The sequence below is a fragment of the Methylobacterium sp. C1 genome (assembly GCF_001854385.1).
In the GTDB taxonomy this organism is placed as follows: Bacteria; Pseudomonadota; Alphaproteobacteria; order Rhizobiales; family Beijerinckiaceae; genus Methylobacterium; species Methylobacterium radiotolerans.
The window spans coordinates 1,363,207-1,383,157 of sequence record NZ_CP017640.1 but is presented as its reverse complement, the minus strand read 5'-3'; the positions used below and the strand labels follow the sequence as shown (position 1 = coordinate 1,383,157).

At 73.3% G+C, this 19,951-nt stretch carries 14 protein-coding genes; 4 read left to right on the top strand and 10 right to left on the bottom strand.

Going from position 1 to position 19,951, the window contains the following annotated elements:
* Positions 1–40: 40 nt before the first annotated feature.
* The 3 genes from BKE41_RS06490 to BKE41_RS06480 form a co-directional block, all read right to left on the bottom strand.
* On the bottom strand, positions 41–5,347 hold the full coding sequence (locus BKE41_RS06490) for an alpha-2-macroglobulin (protein ID WP_070998750.1): 5,307 nt from the start codon (positions 5,345–5,347) through the stop codon (positions 41–43).
* Positions 5,348–5,476: 129 nt separating this feature from the next.
* A complete protein-coding gene (locus BKE41_RS06485; RefSeq protein ID WP_010685588.1) occupies positions 5,477–5,776 on the bottom strand; it encodes an antibiotic biosynthesis monooxygenase family protein in 300 nt (99 codons plus the stop codon).
* A gap of 16 nt (positions 5,777–5,792) precedes the next feature.
* Positions 5,793–6,653 (bottom strand): Kdo hydroxylase family protein, encoded by an 861-nt coding sequence (locus tag BKE41_RS06480; protein ID WP_024830777.1) that lies wholly within the window; start codon positions 6,651–6,653, stop codon positions 5,793–5,795.
* A gap of 207 nt (positions 6,654–6,860) precedes the next feature.
* On the opposite strand from BKE41_RS06480, the gene BKE41_RS06475 reads away from it, so the two are divergent.
* Positions 6,861–7,310: a DNA-directed RNA polymerase sigma-70 factor gene (locus BKE41_RS06475; protein ID WP_012318118.1), complete on the top strand. Its 450-nt coding sequence runs from the start codon at positions 6,861–6,863 to the stop codon at positions 7,308–7,310.
* 143 nt (positions 7,311–7,453) lie between these two features.
* Here BKE41_RS06475 and BKE41_RS06470 read toward each other — a convergent pair whose 3' ends face one another.
* Both BKE41_RS06470 and BKE41_RS06465 read right to left on the bottom strand, forming a co-directional pair.
* Positions 7,454–8,452 carry a GNAT family N-acyltransferase gene (locus BKE41_RS06470; RefSeq protein ID WP_012318117.1) on the bottom strand — a complete coding sequence of 333 codons (999 nt, stop codon included), beginning with the start codon at positions 8,450–8,452 and terminating at the stop codon, positions 7,454–7,456.
* A 171-nt stretch (positions 8,453–8,623) separates the two neighbouring features.
* Entirely contained in the window at positions 8,624–9,106 is a 483-nt protein-coding gene (locus tag BKE41_RS06465) for an Hsp20 family protein (protein ID WP_012318116.1), read from the bottom strand.
* 230 nt (positions 9,107–9,336) lie between these two features.
* On the opposite strand from BKE41_RS06465, the gene BKE41_RS06460 reads away from it, so the two are divergent.
* A complete protein-coding gene (locus BKE41_RS06460; protein ID WP_024830778.1) occupies positions 9,337–10,371 on the top strand; it encodes an alpha/beta hydrolase in 1,035 nt (344 codons plus the stop codon).
* A 4-nt stretch (positions 10,372–10,375) separates the two neighbouring features.
* Here the strand turns inward: BKE41_RS06460 and BKE41_RS06455 are convergent, their stop codons facing one another.
* Entirely contained in the window at positions 10,376–10,900 is a 525-nt protein-coding gene (locus BKE41_RS06455) for a histidine phosphatase family protein (protein ID WP_012318114.1), read from the bottom strand.
* 213 nt (positions 10,901–11,113) lie between these two features.
* Between BKE41_RS06455 and BKE41_RS06450 the strand changes: the two genes are divergently transcribed.
* Positions 11,114–12,037 carry a class I fructose-bisphosphate aldolase gene (locus tag BKE41_RS06450; RefSeq protein ID WP_063109977.1) on the top strand — a complete coding sequence of 308 codons (924 nt, stop codon included), beginning with the start codon at positions 11,114–11,116 and terminating at the stop codon, positions 12,035–12,037.
* 13 nt (positions 12,038–12,050) lie between these two features.
* Here the strand turns inward: BKE41_RS06450 and BKE41_RS06445 are convergent, their stop codons facing one another.
* The 4 genes from BKE41_RS06445 to BKE41_RS06430 form a co-directional block, all read right to left on the bottom strand.
* Positions 12,051–12,971 carry an NAD-dependent epimerase/dehydratase family protein gene (locus BKE41_RS06445; protein WP_070998749.1) on the bottom strand — a complete coding sequence of 307 codons (921 nt, stop codon included), beginning with the start codon at positions 12,969–12,971 and terminating at the stop codon, positions 12,051–12,053.
* A 16-nt stretch (positions 12,972–12,987) separates the two neighbouring features.
* Positions 12,988–14,061, bottom strand: a complete 1,074-nt coding sequence (locus BKE41_RS06440) for a glycosyl transferase (RefSeq protein ID WP_199825829.1) — start codon at positions 14,059–14,061, stop codon at positions 12,988–12,990.
* 43 nt (positions 14,062–14,104) lie between these two features.
* Entirely contained in the window at positions 14,105–15,790 is a 1,686-nt protein-coding gene (locus BKE41_RS06435; protein ID WP_053620876.1) for a methyl-accepting chemotaxis protein, read from the bottom strand.
* A 110-nt stretch (positions 15,791–15,900) separates the two neighbouring features.
* Positions 15,901–17,943, bottom strand: coding sequence for a protein meaA (locus BKE41_RS06430; RefSeq protein WP_070998747.1), 2,043 nt, complete (start codon positions 17,941–17,943; stop codon positions 15,901–15,903).
* Positions 17,944–18,555: 612 nt separating this feature from the next.
* Between BKE41_RS06430 and ccrA the strand changes: the two genes are divergently transcribed.
* Entirely contained in the window at positions 18,556–19,842 is a 1,287-nt protein-coding gene (gene ccrA / locus BKE41_RS06425; protein ID WP_012318106.1) for a crotonyl-CoA carboxylase/reductase, read from the top strand.
* The last annotated feature ends 109 nt before the right edge of the window (positions 19,843–19,951 follow it).

Sequence of the window (19,951 nt, the reverse complement as noted above, 5' to 3'; positions counted from 1 at the left end):
CGAGGTCGACGTCGAGCGCAGCGCTCGAACGCCGGCCGCCCTACTTCGCCGCCCCGACCGTCACGCTGCCCGAGGCAGTCCGGCCGAACCGCGCCGGCCGGTACATGTCCTCCACGGTGGCGCCGGGATGGACGTAGGTCCCGGGCGAGACCGCCCGCACCGTGTAGCCCACCGTGAAGAACGCCGACTGGCTCGGGTCACGGTCGTAGGCCGCCACGAACCGGTCGTCGCGGAACTCGGTGTGGACCGGCTGCACGTCGGACTTGGCGAAGGCGAGCCCCTGGAGCGCGTCGGCGTCGAGGAGCTTCGGATTGTCGATCTCCAGCCCCGCCGGCAGCGGATCGACCAGCAGGAGCCGCGCCGCCTCCGCCTTGGCCTCCGTGACCTTGAGCACCACCACCAGCCGGTCGTTCTGGCGCAGGCCGCTCGCCGGGTCGACGGTGCTGCCGTCGAGGCGGCGGAAGCTGCGCTCGATCGTGTAGCCCTGCTGCGCCGCCGGCTCCGGCACCAGGGGGCTGCCGTTGACGGTCACGGCCACCTGCACGGGGTTGCGGCCGGTATTGGTGAGCTGAACGCCCCGCTCGCCGAGGGCTGCCTCCCGGTAGACCCGGGCGAGCGTCCCGGTCTGCGGCGCGCCGTCCAGGGTGAACGACAGGCCGCCCGCCTCGTTCGAGAGGCTCTCGGCGGCGAGCACCATCCAGGCATTCTCCTGCGTGCTCGTCGCCCGGTCGGCCTGCTGCTCCTCGCCGAGCGCGGCCGCCGCGGGGCCCAGCGCCCCCTGCGCCAGCCCGCTCTCGGCGGCAAGGGTGATCAGCCCGGCCCCGTCGCGCAGGCGGGAGCCGTAATCGGCGCGGTACTGGCCCTTGTCGCGGTCGGTCCGCAGCACGGTCAGCGCCGAGTCCATCGCCTTCGCGGCCCGGCCGCGGTCGCCCAGCAGCGCCAGGGCGGCGGCGAGCTGCGCCCGACCGAGGGCAGAGGAGAAATCACCGATCTTGGTGTCGGCGAGGTAGCGCAGGTCGCCCATCACCGGCCGGCCGTTCCGGGCGAGCACGTAGGCCGCGTAGGCGAGGTCGGCGCCGCCGTTGCGCACCTCCGTGGCGTTGGCCACGGCGTTGCGCAGGTAGTCGAGGGCCTGGGCGAAGGCCTTCTGCGGCACCGCGAAGCCGCGCTCCCGGGCGCGGGTCAGGAAGTCGGTCACGTAGGCGTCGAGCCAGAGGTCGCTCGACCCCTGCGCCGACCACAGGCCGAAATCGCCGCTCGAATCCTGGCGGGCGAGCAGGCGCTCGATCGATTCGCGCACCCGCTCGTCCGCGCCCGCGTCGAGGGCGAGCTTCTCCAGGGCCGCGAGCTTGTTGACGTAGAGCAGCGGCATCGCCCGGCTCACCACCTGCTCGGAGCAGCCGTAGGGGTAGCGGTCGAGCGCCCGGAGCAGGGCCGCCACGTCGACTCCCGGCAGGGCCGTGGCCGAGAGCGAGACGCTGCCGGTGCCGGGCTGCAGGTCGGCGAGGAGGTCCGACGTAAGCGTCAGGTTCGCGCCGGGGGCGAGGCTGCGTACCGAGCGGCGCAGCAGCGCGCCGGTCCCCGGCGAGATCCCGAGGGCGAAGCTCTGGTTCAGGGCGGCCGGGAGGCCGGGTCCCGACAAAGCGAGGTCGAGGCGGGCCGTGCCCGGCCCGGCGGCGGTGAGCGGGATCGCGAACTGGCCCTTGGCGCCGGCCTCCAGCCGCAGCGTCTGGCGCAGCGCGCTGGCGCCGACCACGACCGGGCCGGTCGGGTTCAGGTCGACCGTGTACTCGCCCGCCCGCCCCTCGACGTTGTCGAGGGCCACGAACAGGCGCGAGCGGTCGCCGGTGTCGAGGAAGCGCGGCAGCGTGGCGCTGAGCACGACCGGGTCGCGGATGATCACGTCGGCCTGCGCCTGCCCGACCCGGTCGCCGCTCCAGGCGGTGACCATCACGCGCCCGGTGCCGTTGAAGGCCGGGACCGGGAAGGTCACGCTGGCCGCGCCGTCCGGCCCCACGGTCACGACGCCGGAATAGAGCGCCAGCGGCGCCTGGGTCGGCGGGGAATCGGCGAGCTCGCCGCCGCCCGCGTCGCCGCCCGAGCGGATCGCCCCGGCCGAGCCCTGCATGCCGTCGATCAGGTAGCCGTAGAGGTCGCGGACCTCCGGCCCGAGCGCCCGCTGGCCGAGGAAGTACTGGGTCGGGTCCGGCGCCGCGTAGCGGGTCAGGTTGAGGATGCCGACATCGACCAGCGCCACGGTGATCCGCGCCGGCTCGCCGGCCTTCAGCCCGGTGAGCTGGACCGGCACGGTCAGGTCCTGGCGCGGGCGCGCCCGCTCCGGCGCCTTCAGGGCGACGCCGAGGCTGCGCCGCTCCCGGTCCACCGAGAACCACGCCAAGCCGAGCGCCCGGCCCGGCAGGCGCTTGGCCGCCTGGTCGAGGGGCCGGTAGGCGGTGGCCACCAAGTAGGCGCCGGCGCCCCACTCGGCCTTCACCGGGATGCTGACCGTGGTGCCGCCCTCGGGCACGCTGACCTCAAGGGTCTGGTGCACGCGGTCGCTGACGACCATCAGGCTGGCCTGGCCCCTGAACTTCGGGCTGAGCTTGGCCCGCAGGGTGTCGCCGGCCGCGTAGGCCGCCTTGTCGAGGGTCAGGTCGAGGAGGTCGGGCGCCTCCGCGGTCTCCGAGCCGCCCCAGCCGACCTCGAAGCCGAGGCTCGCGGTCGCCTCCGGGGCGCCCGCGGCCGAGACCTCCAGCCGGTAGCGGCCGAGGCCGACCGGCGCCTCGATCCGGCTCGGACCGGCGGCCGTGAGGTCGACGGTGCCGCTGGCGACGCGCCGGGCGGACTTCACCGCCTCGAACGACCAGCGCCCGTCCGCCCGGTACCACTGGTAGGAGGAGTCGATCCGCGACAGGGTCCAGCTCACGCCCGGCCGGGCGAGGAGCGCCCCGTCGGGGCTCGCGAACACCGCGTCGAAGCCCGCGATCCCGCCCTCCTTCAGGTCGGTGAAGCCCTTGCGCAGGGCGAGGACCGGGCTGGCCGGGAGGATCGGGAGGGTCAGGCTGCGCGACAGCGCCCGTCCGCCGGGCTCGCCGACCGCCAGCGTGATCTTCGCCTCCAGCGCCCGCGGGGCCGCGACCTGCGGCACCGGCACCGTGACGGTGGCGCCGCCCTGCGCGTTCGTGGTGGCGTGGTCCTGCAGTTCCTGGGTCGCCGGCTCGACCGCCTCGTCGTCGAGACCGATGGAATAGGTCTCCAGCCCCTTGATGCCGCTGGTGGCCGCCGCCTGCACGGTCACGCTGCCCGACACGTCGAGATCGGCGCCCGGGGCGCCGTAGAGGTAGCGGGCGGCGACGTCGACCTGGGCGGCCTCGCCCCGGTTCAGGGCGGCCTGCCGGGCCTTGAGGGTCACCTCCAGCCGCTCGGGGACGTAATCCTCCACCAGGAAGCTGGTCTCGCCGATCGCGGGCGCCTTCGGGTCCGTGTAGGCGGAGACCCGCCACGTGCCGTGCATCGCCCCCGACAGGAGCGGCAGCGGCAGGGCCCGGCCGCCGAGCCCCTGGTCGGGCACCGAGACGCGCCGGTACTCGACGCCGTCCGGCCGCTTGACCACCAGGGTCAGGGGCAGGTCCGGCACGGCGGCGCCGCGGGGATCGCGCAGCAGGGCGGTGAGCTGGACGGTCTCGCCCGTCCGGTAGACCCCCCGCTCCGGGAACAGGTAGGCGTCGAGGCCGCCGGTCTCGGGGCGGCCCTTCACGCCGCGGTCGGTGAGGTCGAAGGCGCCGAGGTTGAGGTCGAGGAAGCCGTAATCGCCGCCCGCCTGGGCGACCACGAGGCTCGGCGCGAGGCCGCCCTCCCCGCGGGCGAGCCCCGGATCGAAGGCGACGTGCCCCTGCGCGTCCGTGGTCCGCGTGCCCAGCACCTCGTTGTTGCGGGCGATCAGCCGGATCTCGGCGCCCGGCATCACCTGCGCGGAGGCAAGCGAGCGCAGGACCACGTGGACCCCGTCCCGCCCCTTGGTGGCGGTGAGTCCCAGGTCGGAGACCACGAACCACTGTGTCGCCTGGGTGTCGTACTCCTCGTCGGAGGCGGCCACGCCCGACGGGCGAGCCAGCATCACGTAGAGGCCCGGCTCCAGCTTGCCCACCGCCTGGAGGACCGGGAAGGCGGTGACGGCCTCCTGATTCACCTCCGCCTTGGCGGTGTCGAGGGTGCCCTTCCAGACGCGCTGGCCCTTCTCGGACGCGATCGTCCGGGCGGTGGACCCGCTGAGCTGGCCCAGGAAATCCTCGGAGCGCAGGGTCGGCAGCAGGCCGCGGTCGCCGATGCGCAGCACCTCGACGTCGAGCTTGGGCGCGTTCACTGAGACCAGGGGCACGCCCGCCTGACCGGTCCGGGGCAGCACGTAGTTGCGCCCGGTGAAGCGCACCTGCGGGGCGCGGTCGCGGACGTAGATCTCGTAATCGGCGGCCTTGAGCAGGCTCTCGCCGACCGCGGAGGGCAGGCCCTGGCGGACCACGATGGCGTAGCGCCCGCCGTGCTTGAGCCCGTCGACGCAGACCTGGGAGCCCTCCCCGGTCACGGCGGCCGCGCTGCTGCCCGACACGGCGACGAAGGGCGCGTAGTCGGTCTTGGGCCTGATCGCCTCCGAGAAGGTGAAGCAGGCCCGCGGGGCGGCGGCGTCGGAATCGACCTTGTAGTCGAGGATGCGGAATCCGTGCTCGGTCCGCAGGGTCTCGTAGGTTTCCCGGGCCGGGCCGGTCTCGGCCAGGGCGAGGCTCGCCGCGTAGGCGTCGAGCGCCGGGCGCCAGGATTCCTGCTCGGCCTCCGCGGCGCCGAGCGCGGCCAGCGCCGCCGCGGCGTCGGCGGCCGTCCCGGCGCGCTCGTAGGCGCGGTAGGCGGCGGCCGTCACCCGCCCGCGCAGGCGCGACCGCCCCTGGTAGTCGTTGTCCTCCAGCGCGCCCAGGGCCGCGGCGGCCCCGCGGGCATAGGCCTGCCAGTTGCGCCCGTCGGTCGGGTCGGCCGCCACCGCGGCGGTGAGCGGCGCCAGCGCCTCGTCCGGCTTGTCGGCGGCGAGCAGGGCCAGCCCGGCGGCGCGGGACTGGCCCGCGGGCCGGAGCGGCCCCCCGGCTTCCGCCTTGAGCGCGGTCTCCAGGCGGACCGCCGCGCTGGCGAGGTCGGGCCGGACGAAGCTCTTGGCGAACGGCGCGGCGATGGCGGTGGCCGGCCGGGGCGCGGTGCGGGCCGCAGGCGGGGATTGCGCGAGCGGGGACTGGGCGAGAGCTGGAACGCCCGCGATCACTCCGAGGAGCGCCAGGGCACCCGCGAGCCGTCCGAGCCGCGCCATCAGCCTGTTCCCCACCCGCCGCGACCCCGATGATTCGCCTCGGGTCCGGTCGCGCGGGAGCCTAGCACCGGCTGTCGGTGTCGCAACGCTCCGGGCCGCCGGAGGCTCTGCCCGGACCCGCGCCGGGGCTCAGAACGCCTTCAGCACCTGCTCGGCATGCTCGACGGCCACCGGGCCGGCGAAGCAGTGGGAGACCAGCGCGCGGTAATCCTGCCAGGGCTGCGAGCCGGTGAAGTCCTTGGTGTGGGCCTCCAGCGTGTCCCAGTGGATCAGCAGCCGGTAGCGCTGCGGATGCTCGATGGAGCGCCGGACCTCGAAGTGCCGGCAGCCCTTGGCCTGCTTGAAGATCGCCGAGGCCTCGGTGATGCCCTTCTCGAACTCGGCCTCCAGGCCGGGCTTGATCTCGATCTGCGCGATTTCGAGGATCATCGGTGACGTCCCTGTCTCAGGTGCGAAGGGCGCGGCCGAGCTTGGCCGCGAGGATGCGCTGCGGGCTCAGGGCCGGGTCGGCCTGGGCGGCGACCGGCAGGTAGGCGGTCTGCTCCAGCATGTAGCGGCCGCCCATGGCCCCGTGCATCACGAGGTCGGAGAAGGTCACCCAGGTCTCGCCGGGGCGGAATTCCACGTCGGCCTGGGGAGCCTCGGCCTGATAGGTCTCGTCCTGCTTGAGCGCGTCGTGCAGGTGCAGCATCAGGTGGTCGTATTCCGAGCGCTTCGCCTTGGTGATGCGCAGAGCCGCGAGCAGGCGCGCCGAGAGCGGCGAGTAGCCCGGCAGCCGCGGCAGGAACTTCTGCGCCATCGACCCGAAATCCTCGCCGACCCGCCAGCGGCGCGGCTCGCCCGCCGGGTTGACGTTGCGGAACACCCGCAGGATCCGCTTCTCGCCGATCGGGTTCGACGGGAACGCGTCGACGTGCAGGCGCGTGTCGTCGCGCCGCCAGCTCAGCTTGCGCCGGTCGACGTCGAAGGGCCGGTAGGAGGTGCCGGCGAGGCTCACCCGGTCGCGGTACTCGGGCAGATAGGTGCCGATCAGCTCGCGGGCGAAGGCGCGGTAGCGGATCAGCAGCTGGCGCAGGGCTTCCTGCTCCTCCGGCGTGCCGGCCGCCCCGCGCAGCTCGGCGGCCTCGCCGCGGATGTTGACGTTCTTGGCCTTGCCGTCCGCGAAGGGCCGCTCGGTGAACCGGCGCTCGAAGTCGCTGAACGGAAACGGCAGGTCCGGGAACAGCAGCACCGCCCCGGCCTCCAGCTCCCGCGCCAGGGAGCCGGGCGTCTCGCCGGGGGCAATTCTGCGGATCGGGCTGATCATCGTCTGCGCGCTGGCTGCCGTCACGGTGCGGCCCCCCTGTAGCGGAGCCGCCGGGGGGAGGCCAGCGCCGCGCATTTCCGGTGGACGACGGGTGTCATCCACCGGCCCGGCGGAGGGCGCCCGCCCGATCGGCTTGCGCAACCGCTTCGTTCCCGGCACGTTCCTCGGCCAGCACCCGGCCCGAGAGCCCGGCGGAGGATGGCGCCGATGGCGACGTTGAAGGAATTCGAGGAAGCCTTGCGCGAGCACGGCATGAACATGGCGCTGGCGCTGCTGGAGCGCCTGCGCGAGCGCGACCGCGCGACCCGGACGGTGAAGCCCGCCCGGCGGCTGACCGGACAGAAGATGACCCCGGAACTCGCCCGGGCGATCCTGGACCTGCACGCCACGACCGGCATGACCCAGCAGGAGATCGCCTTCAAGGTCGGGGTCAACCAGGGCCGCGTGAATGAGGTGATCAAGCGCGGCAAGTGGCTGACCGACGACCCGAGCGCCCCGGAGGCCGTGGCCCGCGACAAGGCGGTGGCCCGGATGCGCGGCGACCCGAAGCCCAAGAGGCCGGCCGCCGCCCGCCCCGCCTCCGGGCGGGCCAAGGAGCGCAAGGCCGCGCCGCCGAAGGCGCGCAACCAGGGTCAGCTGGCATTGGGGGATCTCTAAGGGCCTGCAGCACCCTCGTCCTGGCGAGCGGAGCGAAGCGAGTGAGGGCAGCGCGATCCCGCGAAGCGCGGCGCTCCCGGGTTGCCTCGCTCCGCGCGCGAGGACGCTGAGCTACGAACCCTCCGGGTTCCCGGAGCGGCCGCTCACCCCGCCGGCGCGAAATGGCCCCGGTAGCGCGCGCCGATCACCTCGACCGGCAGGGTGACGAACACGTCCGTCGTGCCGAACTGGCGGTCGATCACCGCGCCGTCGCCGAAGGTCGCGCCGAGGCGCAGGTAGCCCTTGATCAGCGGCGGCAGCGCCTGCAGGGCGGCTTTGGCATCCACCGCCTCGCGCGGCATCCGGTCCATCGCCACCGCCCGCTCCGGCAGCGCCCGGGCCCGCCAGCCCTCCGGCGCGCGGGCATGGTGGTGCAGGAAGGCGAGCGGCAGGGCCAGCCGGTCCGGATCGGTACCCTCCAGGCTCGCGCAGCCGATCAGCGCGTCGATCCGGTGGTGCAGGACGTAGGCGTAGATCCCCTGCCACAGCAGCTCGACGGTCCGCTTGCTCCGGTAGGGCTTGAGCACGCAGGAGCGGCCGAGCTCCAGGAGCCGCCGGTGCCCCTGCGCGGCGAGCAGCGGCGCGAGGTCGTACTCGCTCTCGGAATAGAAGCCGGTGTGCCGCTCGGCCACCTCGCCGCGCAGCAGCCGGTAAGTGCCGACGACCTTCGGGCGCGGCTCGACGAACGGCTTCTTCCGCCTCGGCGCCGCGTGGTCGAGAACGAGCAGGTGGTCGCAGACCGCGTCGTAGCCGTCGACGTCGCGGCGGGACAGCGCGGCGAGCCCGGAGGGCACCGCCGACATCTCCTCGTAGAAGACCTTGTAGCGCAGCCGCTGGGCCCGCCGAATCTCGGATTTCCGCGTCGCCAGCCGGACCTCGAGGCTGCCGATGCGGCCGAGGCTGCGGCCCTCGAACGGCTCGGGCAGGCGGATCGCCCGCTCGGCCGAGAGCACGTCGTCGATTCCGCCCGCGCCCGCGACGCCCGGCAGCGGGACTGCCCGGCGGCGCAGCTTGGCGATCGGCGCGCCGACGCCCCACTGCACGCCCTTGTGCCAGCCGGCTCCGAGCGCGCTGTAGGCTCCGCGGGCGAGATTGGCGACCATGGTCGGGTTCACTCCGGGTGCGCGTCCGTGCACCGTCGAATCCGACAGAGAGCACGACGGCCACACGCCATTATGACAGCCGCCACGATAAAGCGCCCCGGCCGGGGCCGGGGCGCTCCGAGAGCCTGATTGGGGCCCGATCGGAACCTGACGGTTCCGCCCCGGACGGGATCAGGCGGCCTGCTGGACCGCGTCCTTGCGGACGTCGCCCTCGATCACCGGGGCGCTCGGGCGCGCCGCCGAGGCGATCTCGATGCGACGGGGCTTCTTCGCCTCCGGGACCTCGCGGACGAGGTCGATGTGGAGGAGGCCGTTCTCCAGCGCCGCGCCCGTCACCTGGACGTGGTCGGCGAGCTGGAACCGGCGCTCGAAGGCGCGGGCCGCGATGCCCTGGTGCAGGAACTCCGCCTTGCCCTCGGCCTTGCGCTCGCCCTTCAGCGTGAGCGCGTTCTCCCGAACCTCGATCGACAGGTCGGACTCGGTGAAGCCGGCGACCGCGACGGTGATGCGGTAGGCGTTCTCGCCGGTCCGCTCGATGTTGTAGGGCGGGTAGGTCGGGGCCGCCTCGGCGCTCGCGAACTGGTCGAGGGCGGAGAACAGGCGATCGAAGCCGACGGTGGAGCGGTACAGGGGAGCGAGATCGAACTGACGCATGACATATCCTCGTCTGAGCAACATGCAATTCCGGTCCGCCCGATTGGGCCGGACCCGTCTCTCGTGCCGCCTGACGGCCGGCACAGACGAGATATCGGAGGGGGAAAATCGCGCTTCAAGACCCCCGGCGATGGCGGGAAACGAGATTTTTTCGCTACGGTCGCACAGTGCATCGGAGGGTGCATCGGGCCGCGCAGCGACCGGTGCGCGGAGGCGCTGAGGTGAGGCCAGTGAGACGCTTCGACGGTGATACCGGGCGCGAGCCGCCGCTCCTGACCCTGCGCAGCACGCCCGACAACCCGGTCCCGCCGGGCGGCACGCTGATCGCCGTCGGCACGCGCGACGACTGCACCCTGCGGGCGGCCTACTGGCAGACGACGGCGCGCACCTGCCGGGGCACGGTCTGCCTGCTCCAGGGCCGGGCCGAGTTCATCGAGAAGTACTACGAGACGATCCACGAGCTGCGCGCCCGGGGCTTCGCGGTCGTCGCCTTCGACTGGCGCGGCCAGGGCGAATCGGACCGGCGGGTGGACGATCCGCACAAGGGCCACGTCGCCCGATTCGACGATTACCGCCTCGACCTGCGGGCCGTGGCCGAGACGATCCTGGTGCCGCTGATGCCCGAGCCCCATGTCGGCCTCGCCCATTCCATGGGCGGATGCGTCGCCCTCCTCGCGGCCCTCGACGGCGCGCTGCCGTTCCGGCGGCTGGTGACCCTGGCGCCGATGCTGTCGATCCGGATGATCCGCTGGCCGGCCGGCGCCGCGATCCTGTCGCGGGGGCTGCAGCGGCTCGGCCTCGGGAGCCGCTACATCCCGTTCGGCAAGCCGGTCTCGATCGCCACCAACCCGTACGCCGGCAACCGCCTGTCGCGCGATCCCGTCCGCTACGCCCGCAACGCCGCGGCGGCCCGACAGGTCGGCGCCGGCGCGGTCGGCGACCCGACGATCGCGTGGCTCGCCGAGGCGTTCCGCGCGATGGCGCGGCTGCGCGACCCGCGGGCGGCGCCGCGGATCGGGCTGCCGACCCTGATCGTCGCGGCGGGCGCCGACCCGGTCTGCGGCACGGCGGACACCGAGCGCTTCGCCGCCCGGCTGAAGGCCGGCCACATCCTGGTCCTGCCGGATTCCCGGCACGAGATCCTGACCGAGCGCGACGCGATCCGGCAGGATTTCTGGGCGGCTTTCGAGGCCTTCGTGCCGGGCTCGCCCCTGCCGACCCACGCGGAGGTCGAGGCGCACGCCGTCGCGGTGCCGGTCGCCTGAGGCGTCAGCCGCCGAGATCCGGGTCGATGTCCCGGGGGCGCACGAACCGGTCGAGACGCCCGCGGCCCGGCGCGATCTCCGCCCAGTGGTCGCCGTCGAAGTCGATCACCGCGCAGGCCGCCGTCGGGAATTCCAGGGCCAGCCGGTCCCGGGCCGCCCGCGGTCCCGACCCGGCGAGCGCCGCCGCGAGGTCGCCGAGGCCCGGGTTGTGGCCGACCACGATCAGCGTGGCGGCCGCGTCGGGCGCCTGCCGGATCACCCCGAGGATCCGATCCGCCGGCGCCTCGTAGATCTCGGAGTGCCAGCGCGTCTCGGGGCTGCCGAGGGCGGCCTCCATCGCGGCCCAGGTCTCGCGGGTCCGCGCGGCGGTGGAGACCAGGGCGAGATCCGGGCACAGGCCCTCCCGCGCGAGGTGGGCGCCCACCGCCGGGGCGGCGCGTCGCCCGCGCTCGTTGAGCGGGCGCTCGTGGTCGGCCACGCCCGGCGGACGGTCGGACTTGGCGTGCCGCAGCAGGATCAGCCTGCGCATGAGCGAACCTCTGACGCGAATCGTGGGCCGGCCTCGGGGCTCCCGGTTCCGGCGCGCGCGCCCAGACCGGGCGGCGCCCGCTCACCTCCGGTTAGCCGAAAGCGCCCCGTGCGGGAACCTCGGCTTTGCCCTCATCGTTCCGACCGCGAGCCGTCCGCGCACGACCCGCGGCCCGATCCGCGGCGCGACGGTCTCTGGCCAGGAGGCTGCCCGATGGACCGATCCGCCCGCGTCACCGAGATCCTGTCGTGGTACGGGGCCGACAGCCCCGGGACCCTCACCAACCTCGCCCGGATGCTGGAGCACGGGAAGCTCGGCGGCACCGGCAAGATGCTGATCCTGCCCGTCGACCAGGGCTTCGAGCACGGGCCCGCGCGCAGCTTCGGCCCGAACCCGCCGGCCTACGACCCGCACTACCATTTCGAGTTGGCCCTGGCGGCCGGCTGCAACGCCTACGCGGCGCCGCTCGGCTTCCTGGAAGCGGGCGCGCGCGACTATGCCGGGCGCATCCCGCTCATCCTGAAGCTCAACGACCACGACCTCCTCGCCGACGAGGAGGATCCCGAGCAGGCGATCACCGGCTCGGTGGCGGACGCCCTGCGCCTCGGCGCCTGCGCGATCGGCTTCACGATCTACCCGGGCTCGGCCCACCGCAACGCCATGTACGGGCAGATCCGCGAGATCGCCGAGGAGGCCAAGAGCGTCGGCCTCGCCGTGGTGATCTGGTCCTACGCCCGCGGCTCTGCCCTCTCGAAGGAGGGCGAGACCGCCATCGACGTGATCGGCTACGCGGCCCAGATCGCCGCGCAGCTCGGCGCCCACATCATCAAGGTCAAGCTGCCCTCGGCCCATATCGAGCAGCCGGCGGCCAGGAAGGTCTACGAGTCGACCGGCATCCCGATCGGCACGGCGGCCGAGCGCGTCCGCCACGTGGTGCAATGCGCCTTCGACGGGCGGCGGATCGTGATCTTCTCCGGCGGGGCCCATGCCGAGGAGGCGACGTTCCTCGACGAGATCCGCGCCATCCAGGCGGGCGGCGGGTTCGGCTCGATCGTCGGCCGCAACGCCTTCCAGCGCTCGAAGGCGGACGCCCTGTCGCTGCTCGGCAAGATCACCGACATCTACGCGGGCCGCTGAGGCGGGCCGCGCCTCAGCCGCCGCCGCGGGCCAGCCGGGCGAGCCCGTCGCGGGTCGACCCGGCCGGCCGCCAGCCGAGGGACGCGAGCCCGTCGGCGCGGGCGACGAGCCCCTCGGCGACGCGGGCGAACTGCGCGTCCCGGCCGGTCAGCCGGCAGGCCAGCCGGAGGAGCCCGGCCGGCACCGGGACGAGGCCCGGGCCGCGCCCGAGGCCCTGGCGCAGGGACGCGATCATCTCGGGCAGGCTGAGCGGGTCCGGGTCGGCCGCGACGAGGGCCCGGTTCAGGGGGGCGGGCGCCGCCAGCACCGCGTCCACGGCGCCCGACAGGCTCTCCAGCGAGATCAGCGAGCGCCGCGCCGCGAGGCCGCCCAGCGGCAGCGGGTAGGGGCTGCGCGCCAGCCGCAGGAGCGCGGCCATGTTGCCCTTCACGCCGGCCCCGTAGACGAGGACGGGGCGCAGCGCGACCCAATCCAGGCCGATCTCGGCGAGCGCCGCCTCGGCCTCCAGCTTGGAGCGGCCGTAGGCGTCGGTGGGCCGGGGCGGATCGCCCTCCCCGACCACGCCCGGCGCGCTCGCCCCGACCTGCGCGCGGATCGACGACAGGAACACGAAGCGACGCACCTTCGCGCGCGCCGCGGCCTCCGCCAGCCGGCGCGTCGCCTCGGTGTTGAGCGTGCGGTAGTCGTCCTCCGGTGCCCCCGACATGGCATGGGCGAGGCCGGCCGAATGCACCACCGCGTCGACGCCGCTGAGGGCCGCGGCCATGTTGATCGGGCGGGTCAGGTCGCCCACGACCGCGCTCGCCGCGCCCTCCGGCACGGTCGTGGGCCGGCGCAGCAGCACGCGGACCCGGTAGCCCCGCGCGGTGAGGTCGGCGAGCAGGTGGCGGCCGATGAAGCCGGTCGCCCCGGTGAGCGCGATGAGTCCGGTCACGGCTGGGCGGCACCTTTCACGGCTGGGCGGCACCTTCGGCTGGGCCCGGTGCCGGGGCGCGGGCGAAGCGGCGGAGCAGGGCGGCGACCAGGGCGAGCCCGGCGGCCGATGCGGCGAGCGTGACCGTCCAGGACGGCCAATGCAAGGTCGCGGCGGCGAGCGCCGCCAGGGCGAGATTGACCGCGAACACCCGCCCGACCACGCCGGGCACGCCGAGCCCGTTGACGGTGGCCCGCTGGTAGTAGTGCCCGCGATGGGCCTCCCAGACCCGCTCGCCCCGCGCCGCCCGGGCGGCGAGGGTCAGGCTGGCATCGGCGAGGTAGACGAGCGGCAGCAGCAGGGCGGCGGCAAGGCCGCCCGCCAGGGCGAGCTGGCACAGCAGCCACGCGGTGACGAGCCCGACCGGCAGCGAGCCGACATCCCCGAGGAAGAGCCGCGCGACCGGCCGGTTGAACGGCGCGAAGCCCAGCACCGCGCCCAGCAGGCTCGCCGCCACCAGGGTCGGCAGCGGCGGCAGGTGCCCGACGAGGCCGATGAGCAGGAGCGCGCCCGCCACCGGGACGATCTCCGCGACCGTCATCCAGTCGAGCCCGTCCATGAAGTTCGTCAGGTTGACGAACCAAAGGCCCGCCAGCAGCGCGAGGCCGCGCTCCAGCCAGAGCGGCAGGCCCGGCAGCAGGCGCCCGTCGAGGTGCCAGACCAGCAGGCCGACCACGACGGCCTGCACGGCGAGCCGCAGGGCGGCCGGCAGCGGCCGGACGTCGTCCACGGCGCCGAGGAGCGCCAGGGCCAGGGCGCCGCCCGCGAGCCAGATCCAGTCCGGCCGGCCGCCGATCTCCGGCGCCGCGATCAGCAGGCCCGAGATCGTGACCAGGGCCGTCACCACGGCGATCCCGCCCCCCTGCGGGGTCGGCACGGTGTGGCTGGAGCGGGCGTTCGGCCGGGCCAGGGCGTAGCGCTGCAGCAGCGGGCGCAGGCGCAGGATCAGGCCCGCCGAGAGGGCGGCGGCGAGGGGTACCGCCAGGAGCAGGATCGTGGTCAGTGCGGGCGGCAAGTTGGGCGGCATGTCGGGCGGCAGGGCGGGCGGCATGGTGCCGTCCTACGCGATCCGCCGCCCGACCGTGAGGGGCTCCCTACGCGGCCCGCACCGTGGCGAGGAAGCGCGCGACCTCCGCCCCGAGATGCTCGGACTGGCGCGACATCTCGGTCGCGGCGCCGAGCACCTGGGCGGCGGCGGTGCCGGTCTCCTCGGCGGACTGGGCGAGGCTCGCGATGGTGCCGGTCACCGCGCCGGTGCCGGCGGCCGCCTCGGCGACGTTGCGGACGATCTCCTGGGTGGCCGCGCCCTGCTGCTCCACGGCGGCCGCGATGCTGGCGGCCACGCCGTCGATCTCGCGGATGCGCCGGCCGATCCCGTCGATCGCCGACGCGGCCTGCCCGGTGGAGGACTGGATCCGGCCGATCTGGCCGGTGATCTCCTCGGTGGCCCGGGCGGTCTGCTCGGCGAGCGCCTTGACCTCCGAGGCGACGACCGCGAAGCCGCGGCCCGCGGCGCCGGCGCGCGCCGCCTCGATCGTGGCGTTGAGCGCCAGCAGGTTGGTCTGGGCGGCGATCCCGGAGATCAGCGCCACCACGTCGCCGACCTTCGCGGCCGCGCTGCTCAGGTCCTGGACCAGCGCCACCGTGTTGGTCGCCTCCGCGACGGCGACCCGCGCGAGCTCCGCCGAGCCGCTGACCTGCCGGCCGATCTCTTGCACGGAGGAGCCCAGCTCCTCGGCGGCGGCCGCGACGGTGTTGACGTTGGCGGCGGCGTCGCTCGCCGCGCTCGCGACGGTGCCGGACTGCCCGGCCGCGTCCGCCGCGCTGCCGGTGAGGGACCGCGCGGTCGCCTCCAGCTCGGTCGCCGCCGCCGACACGCCGCCGACGATGCCGCCCACCGCCTGCTCGAAGGCGTCGGCCATGGCCCGGGTCGCGGCGCGGCGCTGCGTCTCGGCGTCCGCGCGGGCCAGCGCCGTCTCGGCTTCCAGGGCGCGCGCGCGGACGAGGTTGTCGCGGAACACCACCACGGAGCCCGCCAGAGCCCCGATCTCGTCGCGGCGCTCCTGCCCGGGGATGGCCACCTCGGCGTCGCCCGCCGCGAGGCGCTGCGTCACCGCGCTGATGGTCCGGAGCGGCCGGCTGACGCCGCGGGTCACCAGCACGAAGGCCCCGAGCGCCACCGCCAGGGCGAGGCCGGCGAGCGCCAGCACGTTCCGCTTGGCGGCGTCGTAGGTCTGCGCGATCAGCGTGCCGCTCGCCTGCGACCCGTCGCCGTTCAGGGCGACGAGCTTCTCCCAGTCGGCCATGATGGCGCGGATGCTGTCCGACATCGTCGTGTTGTAGATCCGCTGACCGCCGGCGACGTCGCCCGCCTCGGCCTTGGCGACCGCCTCCCGCTGCTGCTCGGCGTAGGTGGCCACGTGCTGGCGGAAGGCCGCGTAGGCCTCGCGCTCGGGCTGGGTCAGCGGCAGGGCCTCGTACCGGGCGTACTGGGCAGCGAGCAGCGCGTCGCGCTTGGCGATCTGGTCGGCGACCTCGGCCCGCAGCTCGGGCGTGTCGGCGGTGATCAGGCGGACGGCGTTGACCCGCTGCCGCATGAAGTTGATCCCGATCCGGCCGAGGGCATCGGTGGCCGGGATGCGGGTGTCGCGCAGCTGCGCGGCGGCGGATTCGATGCGGCCGAGCTCGGCCAGCGAGAGGCCGCTCGTCGCGGCGATCAGCAGCACCAGGGCTGCGAGGCACAGGCCGAGCTTGGCCGCGATGGAGATACCGGCGCGCATAGGATTCGTCCCCGGTCCCGCAAATGGGACCGGGGCCTATGCTTGTCTGAGAAATATTAAGGTTGTTTGGTCCTGCCCGGACCGCGCGCGCTCCGGGCAGGCTCGGTCCGCTAGTAGACCTGAGCCTCCGCGCGCGGCTGGTTCGACGGGCCGTCCCGGCGCTCCAGGCCCTTCTCCACCACCTTGGCGAGCCCGACCATGATCTGGTCGATGGCGTAGTCCTTCGGCGTGTAGACGGCGCGCACGCCCATGTTCTTGAGGACCAGCTCGTCCTCCGGCGAGATGATGCCGCCGACCACCACCGGGATGTGGTCGAGCCCCGCCTCCCGCATCTTGGCGCGGACCTCCCGCACCAGCGGCACGTGGGATCCGGACAGGATCGACAGGCCGACCACGTGGGCGCCGGTCTCCTTGGCCTTCGCGACGATCTCGGCCGGCGTCTGGCGGATGCCGTCGTAGGTCACGTCGAAGCCGACGTCCCGGGCGCGGAGCGCGATCTGCTCGGCGCCGTTGGAATGGCCGTCGAGGCCGGGCTTGCCGACCACGAGCTTCGGCGTCTCGCCGAGCCGCTCGCCGAGATCGGCGATCAGGAGCTTGGCCTCCTCGGCCGCGCCGCTGGAGACCGTCTCGACGGTCACGCCGGTGGGGGCCCGGTACTCGCCGAACACCGCGCGCAGGCGCGCGCCCCACTCGCCCGTCGTGACGCCGGCCTTGGCGGCCTCGATCGAGGGCGGCATGATGTTGGTGCCGGAGCGCGCCGCCCGCTCCAGGGCGTCGAGGGCTTGGCCGACGGCGTTCTCGTCGCGGCGGCCGCGCCACTCGCGGATCCGGCTCTGCGCCTCCATCTCGACGGTCTCGGAGACGGAGAAGATCGCTCCCTCCCCGGCCGTGAGCGGCGACGGCTCGCCCTGCTGCCACTTGTTGACGCCGACGACGATCTGCTCGCCGGCCTCGATGGCCGAGATCCGGCGGGCGTTCGACTCCACCAGCGCGCGCTTGAGCGCGCCGGTCTCCACCGCCGCGACCGCGCCGCCGATGCCGCCGATCCGCTCCAGCTCGGCGCGGGTCTGCGCCTTCAGCTCCTCGACCTTGGCCTCGATCACGTGGCTGCCGTCGAAGATGTCGTCGTATTCCAGCAGGTCGGTCTCGAAGGCCAGGATCTGCTGCATGCGCATGGACCATTGCTGGTCCCAGGGCCGCGGCAGGCCGAGCGCCTCGTTCCAGGCCGGGAGCTGCACCGCGCGGGCGCGGGCGCGCTTGGACAGCGTCACCGCCAGCATCTCGATCAGGATGCGGTGGACGTTGTTCTCCGGCTGCTGCTCGGTGAGGCCCAGAGAGTTCACCTGCACGCCGTAGCGGAAGATGCGCTTCTTCGGGTCGTCGATGCCGTAGCGCTCCCGGGCGATCTCGTCCCAGAGCTCCGAGAACGCCCGCATCTTGCAGATCTCGGTGACGAACCGCAGGCCCGCGTTCACGAAGAACGAGATCCGGCCGAACACCTCCGGGAAGCTCGCGGCGTCGAATTCGGGGTCGTCGCGCACGGTGTCGAGCACCGCGATGGCGATGGCGAGCGCGTAGGAGAGTTCCTGGACCGGCGTCGCCCCCGCCTCCTGCAGGTGGTAGGAGCAGACGTTCATCGGGTTCCACTTCGGCACGTTCCGGGTCGTGAACAGGATCACGTCCTTGGTGAGCCGGAGGGACGGCGCGGGCGGGAACACGTAGGTGCCGCGCGATAGGTACTCCTTGATGATGTCGTTCTGGGTCGTGCCCTGGAGCGCGGCGATCGGCGCGCCCTGCTCCTCGGCCACCGCGAGGTAGAGCGCCAGCAGCCACGGGGCCGTGGCGTTGATCGTCATCGAGGTGTTCATCTGGGCGAGCGGGATGTCCTGGAACAGGGTCCGCATGTCGCCGAGATGCGCGATCGAGACGCCGACCTTGCCGACCTCGCCGCGGGACAGCTCGTGGTCGGGGTCGTAGCCGGTCTGGGTCGGCAGGTCGAAGGCGACCGACAGGCCGGTCTGGCCCTTGGCGAGGTTGCCCCGATAGAGCTTGTTGGACTCCGCCGCGGTCGAGTGCCCTGCGTAGGTGCGGATGATCCAGGGCTTGTCGCGGCTCGACTTGTCGCTCCTGGTCTCGGCGACGCTCGCGCCCATTCCTCGCCTCCGTGTGATCTTTGTATCCGCGCGGGGCGCGGCCTTGCGGTCACCGTAGCGAAGGGTTGGGCACGCGTCATCCGGGACGGAAGTGCAAGACGCCCGACCGGGCTTTCCCGGCTCATGAAAAAACTTGCCCGCCGGAACAGCGGGATTTGAAGGCGCCGCTGCGCGCGGCCGCCCGCGCGCCGTCCGCGACCGCCGCCCGGACGGACCCGGGCGACGGTCGCGGACGGCTTTGTCAGTGCTGGTATAAAGTCCACCTGATCTGTTCTTCGCAGGACCTGCCGCTGTTCAGGCGCGAGAGAGCACGTCTTACCAAGGACTTAGAGCTGCATGTGCTCGCCGGGCGTCCGGGAGCAGCTCAGGCTCGCGGCGGCGGGGTCGGGGAAGGTCTCGGCACCGGGTCGGTCAAGGCCAGCGCCGAATAATACTTGGTCTGCCGGAAAGCCGATTTTGAATACGTGGATGCGCGCCCTGTGCTCGCGCTTTTTTCATGTCGGAAACCGTCGGCTTTCGACTTTCGGCCCACTTGGACGCCTCCGGCATCGCCGCTATAGCGCGAAGGAGAACCGCGGCCGTGAGCAACACGCGGGACGAGAGGAGAGCGAGATGGCGGCGAGCGCTGCGATCAGTCCGACGGGCGGGGAGGTCAAGGACCTCTACGAGATGGGTGAAATCCCGCCGCTGGGTCATGTGCCGGCCAAGATGTATGCCTGGGCGATCCGGCGCGAGCGGCACGGACCCCCGGAGCAGTCCCACCAGCTCGAGGTGCTGCCGGTCTGGGAGATCGGCGACGACGAGGTGCTGGTCTACGTCATGGCGGCGGGCGTCAACTACAACGGCGTCTGGGCCGGCCTCGGCGAGCCGATCTCGCCCTTCGACGTCCACAAGGGCGAGTACCACATCGCGGGCTCCGACGCCTCCGGCATCGTCTGGAAGGTCGGCTCCAAGGTGAAGCGCTGGAAGGTCGGCGACGAGGTCATCGTCCACTGTAACCGGGACGACGGCGACGACGAGGAGTGCAACGGCGGCGACCCGATGCTGTCGCCCTCGCAGCGCATCTGGGGCTACGAGACCGGCGACGGCTCCTTCGCGCAGTTTTGCCGGGTGCAGTCGCGTCAGCTCATGACGCGGCCCAAGCACCTCACCTGGGAGGAGGCTGCCTGCTACACGCTGACGCTCGCCACCGCCTACCGCATGCTGTTCGGCCACGCCCCGCACACGGTGAAGCCGGGCCAGAACGTGCTGATCTGGGGCGCCTCGGGCGGTCTCGGCGTGTTCGGCGTGCAGCTCTGCGCGGCCTCGGGCGCCAACGCCATCGCGGTGATCTCGGACGAGTCGAAGCGCGACTACGTGATGAGCCTCGGCGCCAAGGGCGTCATCAACCGCAAGGACTTCGACTGCTGGGGCCAGCTCCCGAAGGTCAACAGCCCCGAGTTCCACGCCTGGACCAAGGAGGCGCGGAAGTTCGGCAAGGCGATCTGGGACATCACCGGCAAGCAGGACGTCGACATCGTGTTCGAGCATCCCGGCGAGGCGACCTTCCCGGTCTCGGCGCTGGTGGTGAAGCGCGGCGGCATGGTGGTGTTCTGCGCCGGTACGACCGGCTTCAACATCACCTTCGACGCCCGCTACGTCTGGATGCGGCAGAAGCGCATCCAGGGCTCGCACTTCGCCCACCTCAAGCAGGCCTCGGCGGCGAACCAGTTCGTGCTCGACCAGCGGATCGACCCGTGCATGAGCGAGGTCTTCCCCTGGGACAAGATCCCCCAGGCCCACACCAAGATGTGGAAGAACCAGCACCCGCCGGGCAACATGGCCTGCCTCGTCAACTCACCGCGCGCCGGCCTGCGCACGGTCGAGGACGTGATCGAGGCCGGTCCGCTGAAGCGGTAGGGCGCTCGATCGGACCGGCCCCGCCGCGCTCGCGCGGGGCCGGTCCGATCGGCTAAGCTCGCGGCGTCCTGCGCCGACTCGCTGACCGGTTCGGTGTGCCGGGACGCGC

Bases quoted from the DNA above. Each gene is read 5' to 3' on its own strand.
- BKE41_RS06465 (WP_012318116.1), bottom strand. From the start codon at position 9,106: ATGCGTCAGTTCGATCTCGCTCCCCTGTACCGCTCCACCGTCGGCTTC.
- BKE41_RS06470 (WP_012318117.1), bottom strand. From the start codon at position 8,452: ATGGTCGCCAATCTCGCCCGCGGAGCCTACAGCGCGCTCGGAGCCGGC.
- BKE41_RS06485 (WP_010685588.1), bottom strand. From the start codon at position 5,776: ATGATCCTCGAAATCGCGCAGATCGAGATCAAGCCCGGCCTGGAGGCC.
- BKE41_RS06440 (WP_199825829.1), bottom strand. From the start codon at position 14,061: ATGCCGCCCGCCCTGCCGCCCGACATGCCGCCCAACTTGCCGCCCGCA.
- BKE41_RS06455 (WP_012318114.1), bottom strand. From the start codon at position 10,900: ATGCGCAGGCTGATCCTGCTGCGGCACGCCAAGTCCGACCGTCCGCCG.
- BKE41_RS06435 (WP_053620876.1), bottom strand. From the start codon at position 15,790: ATGCGCGCCGGTATCTCCATCGCGGCCAAGCTCGGCCTGTGCCTCGCA.
- BKE41_RS06490 (WP_070998750.1), bottom strand. From the start codon at position 5,347: ATGGCGCGGCTCGGACGGCTCGCGGGTGCCCTGGCGCTCCTCGGAGTG.
- BKE41_RS06450 (WP_063109977.1), top strand. From the start codon at position 11,114: ATGGACCGATCCGCCCGCGTCACCGAGATCCTGTCGTGGTACGGGGCC.
- BKE41_RS06430 (WP_070998747.1), bottom strand. From the start codon at position 17,943: ATGGGCGCGAGCGTCGCCGAGACCAGGAGCGACAAGTCGAGCCGCGAC.
- BKE41_RS06480 (WP_024830777.1), bottom strand. From the start codon at position 6,653: ATGATCAGCCCGATCCGCAGAATTGCCCCCGGCGAGACGCCCGGCTCC.
- BKE41_RS06475 (WP_012318118.1), top strand. From the start codon at position 6,861: ATGGCGACGTTGAAGGAATTCGAGGAAGCCTTGCGCGAGCACGGCATG.
- ccrA (WP_012318106.1), top strand. From the start codon at position 18,556: ATGGCGGCGAGCGCTGCGATCAGTCCGACGGGCGGGGAGGTCAAGGAC.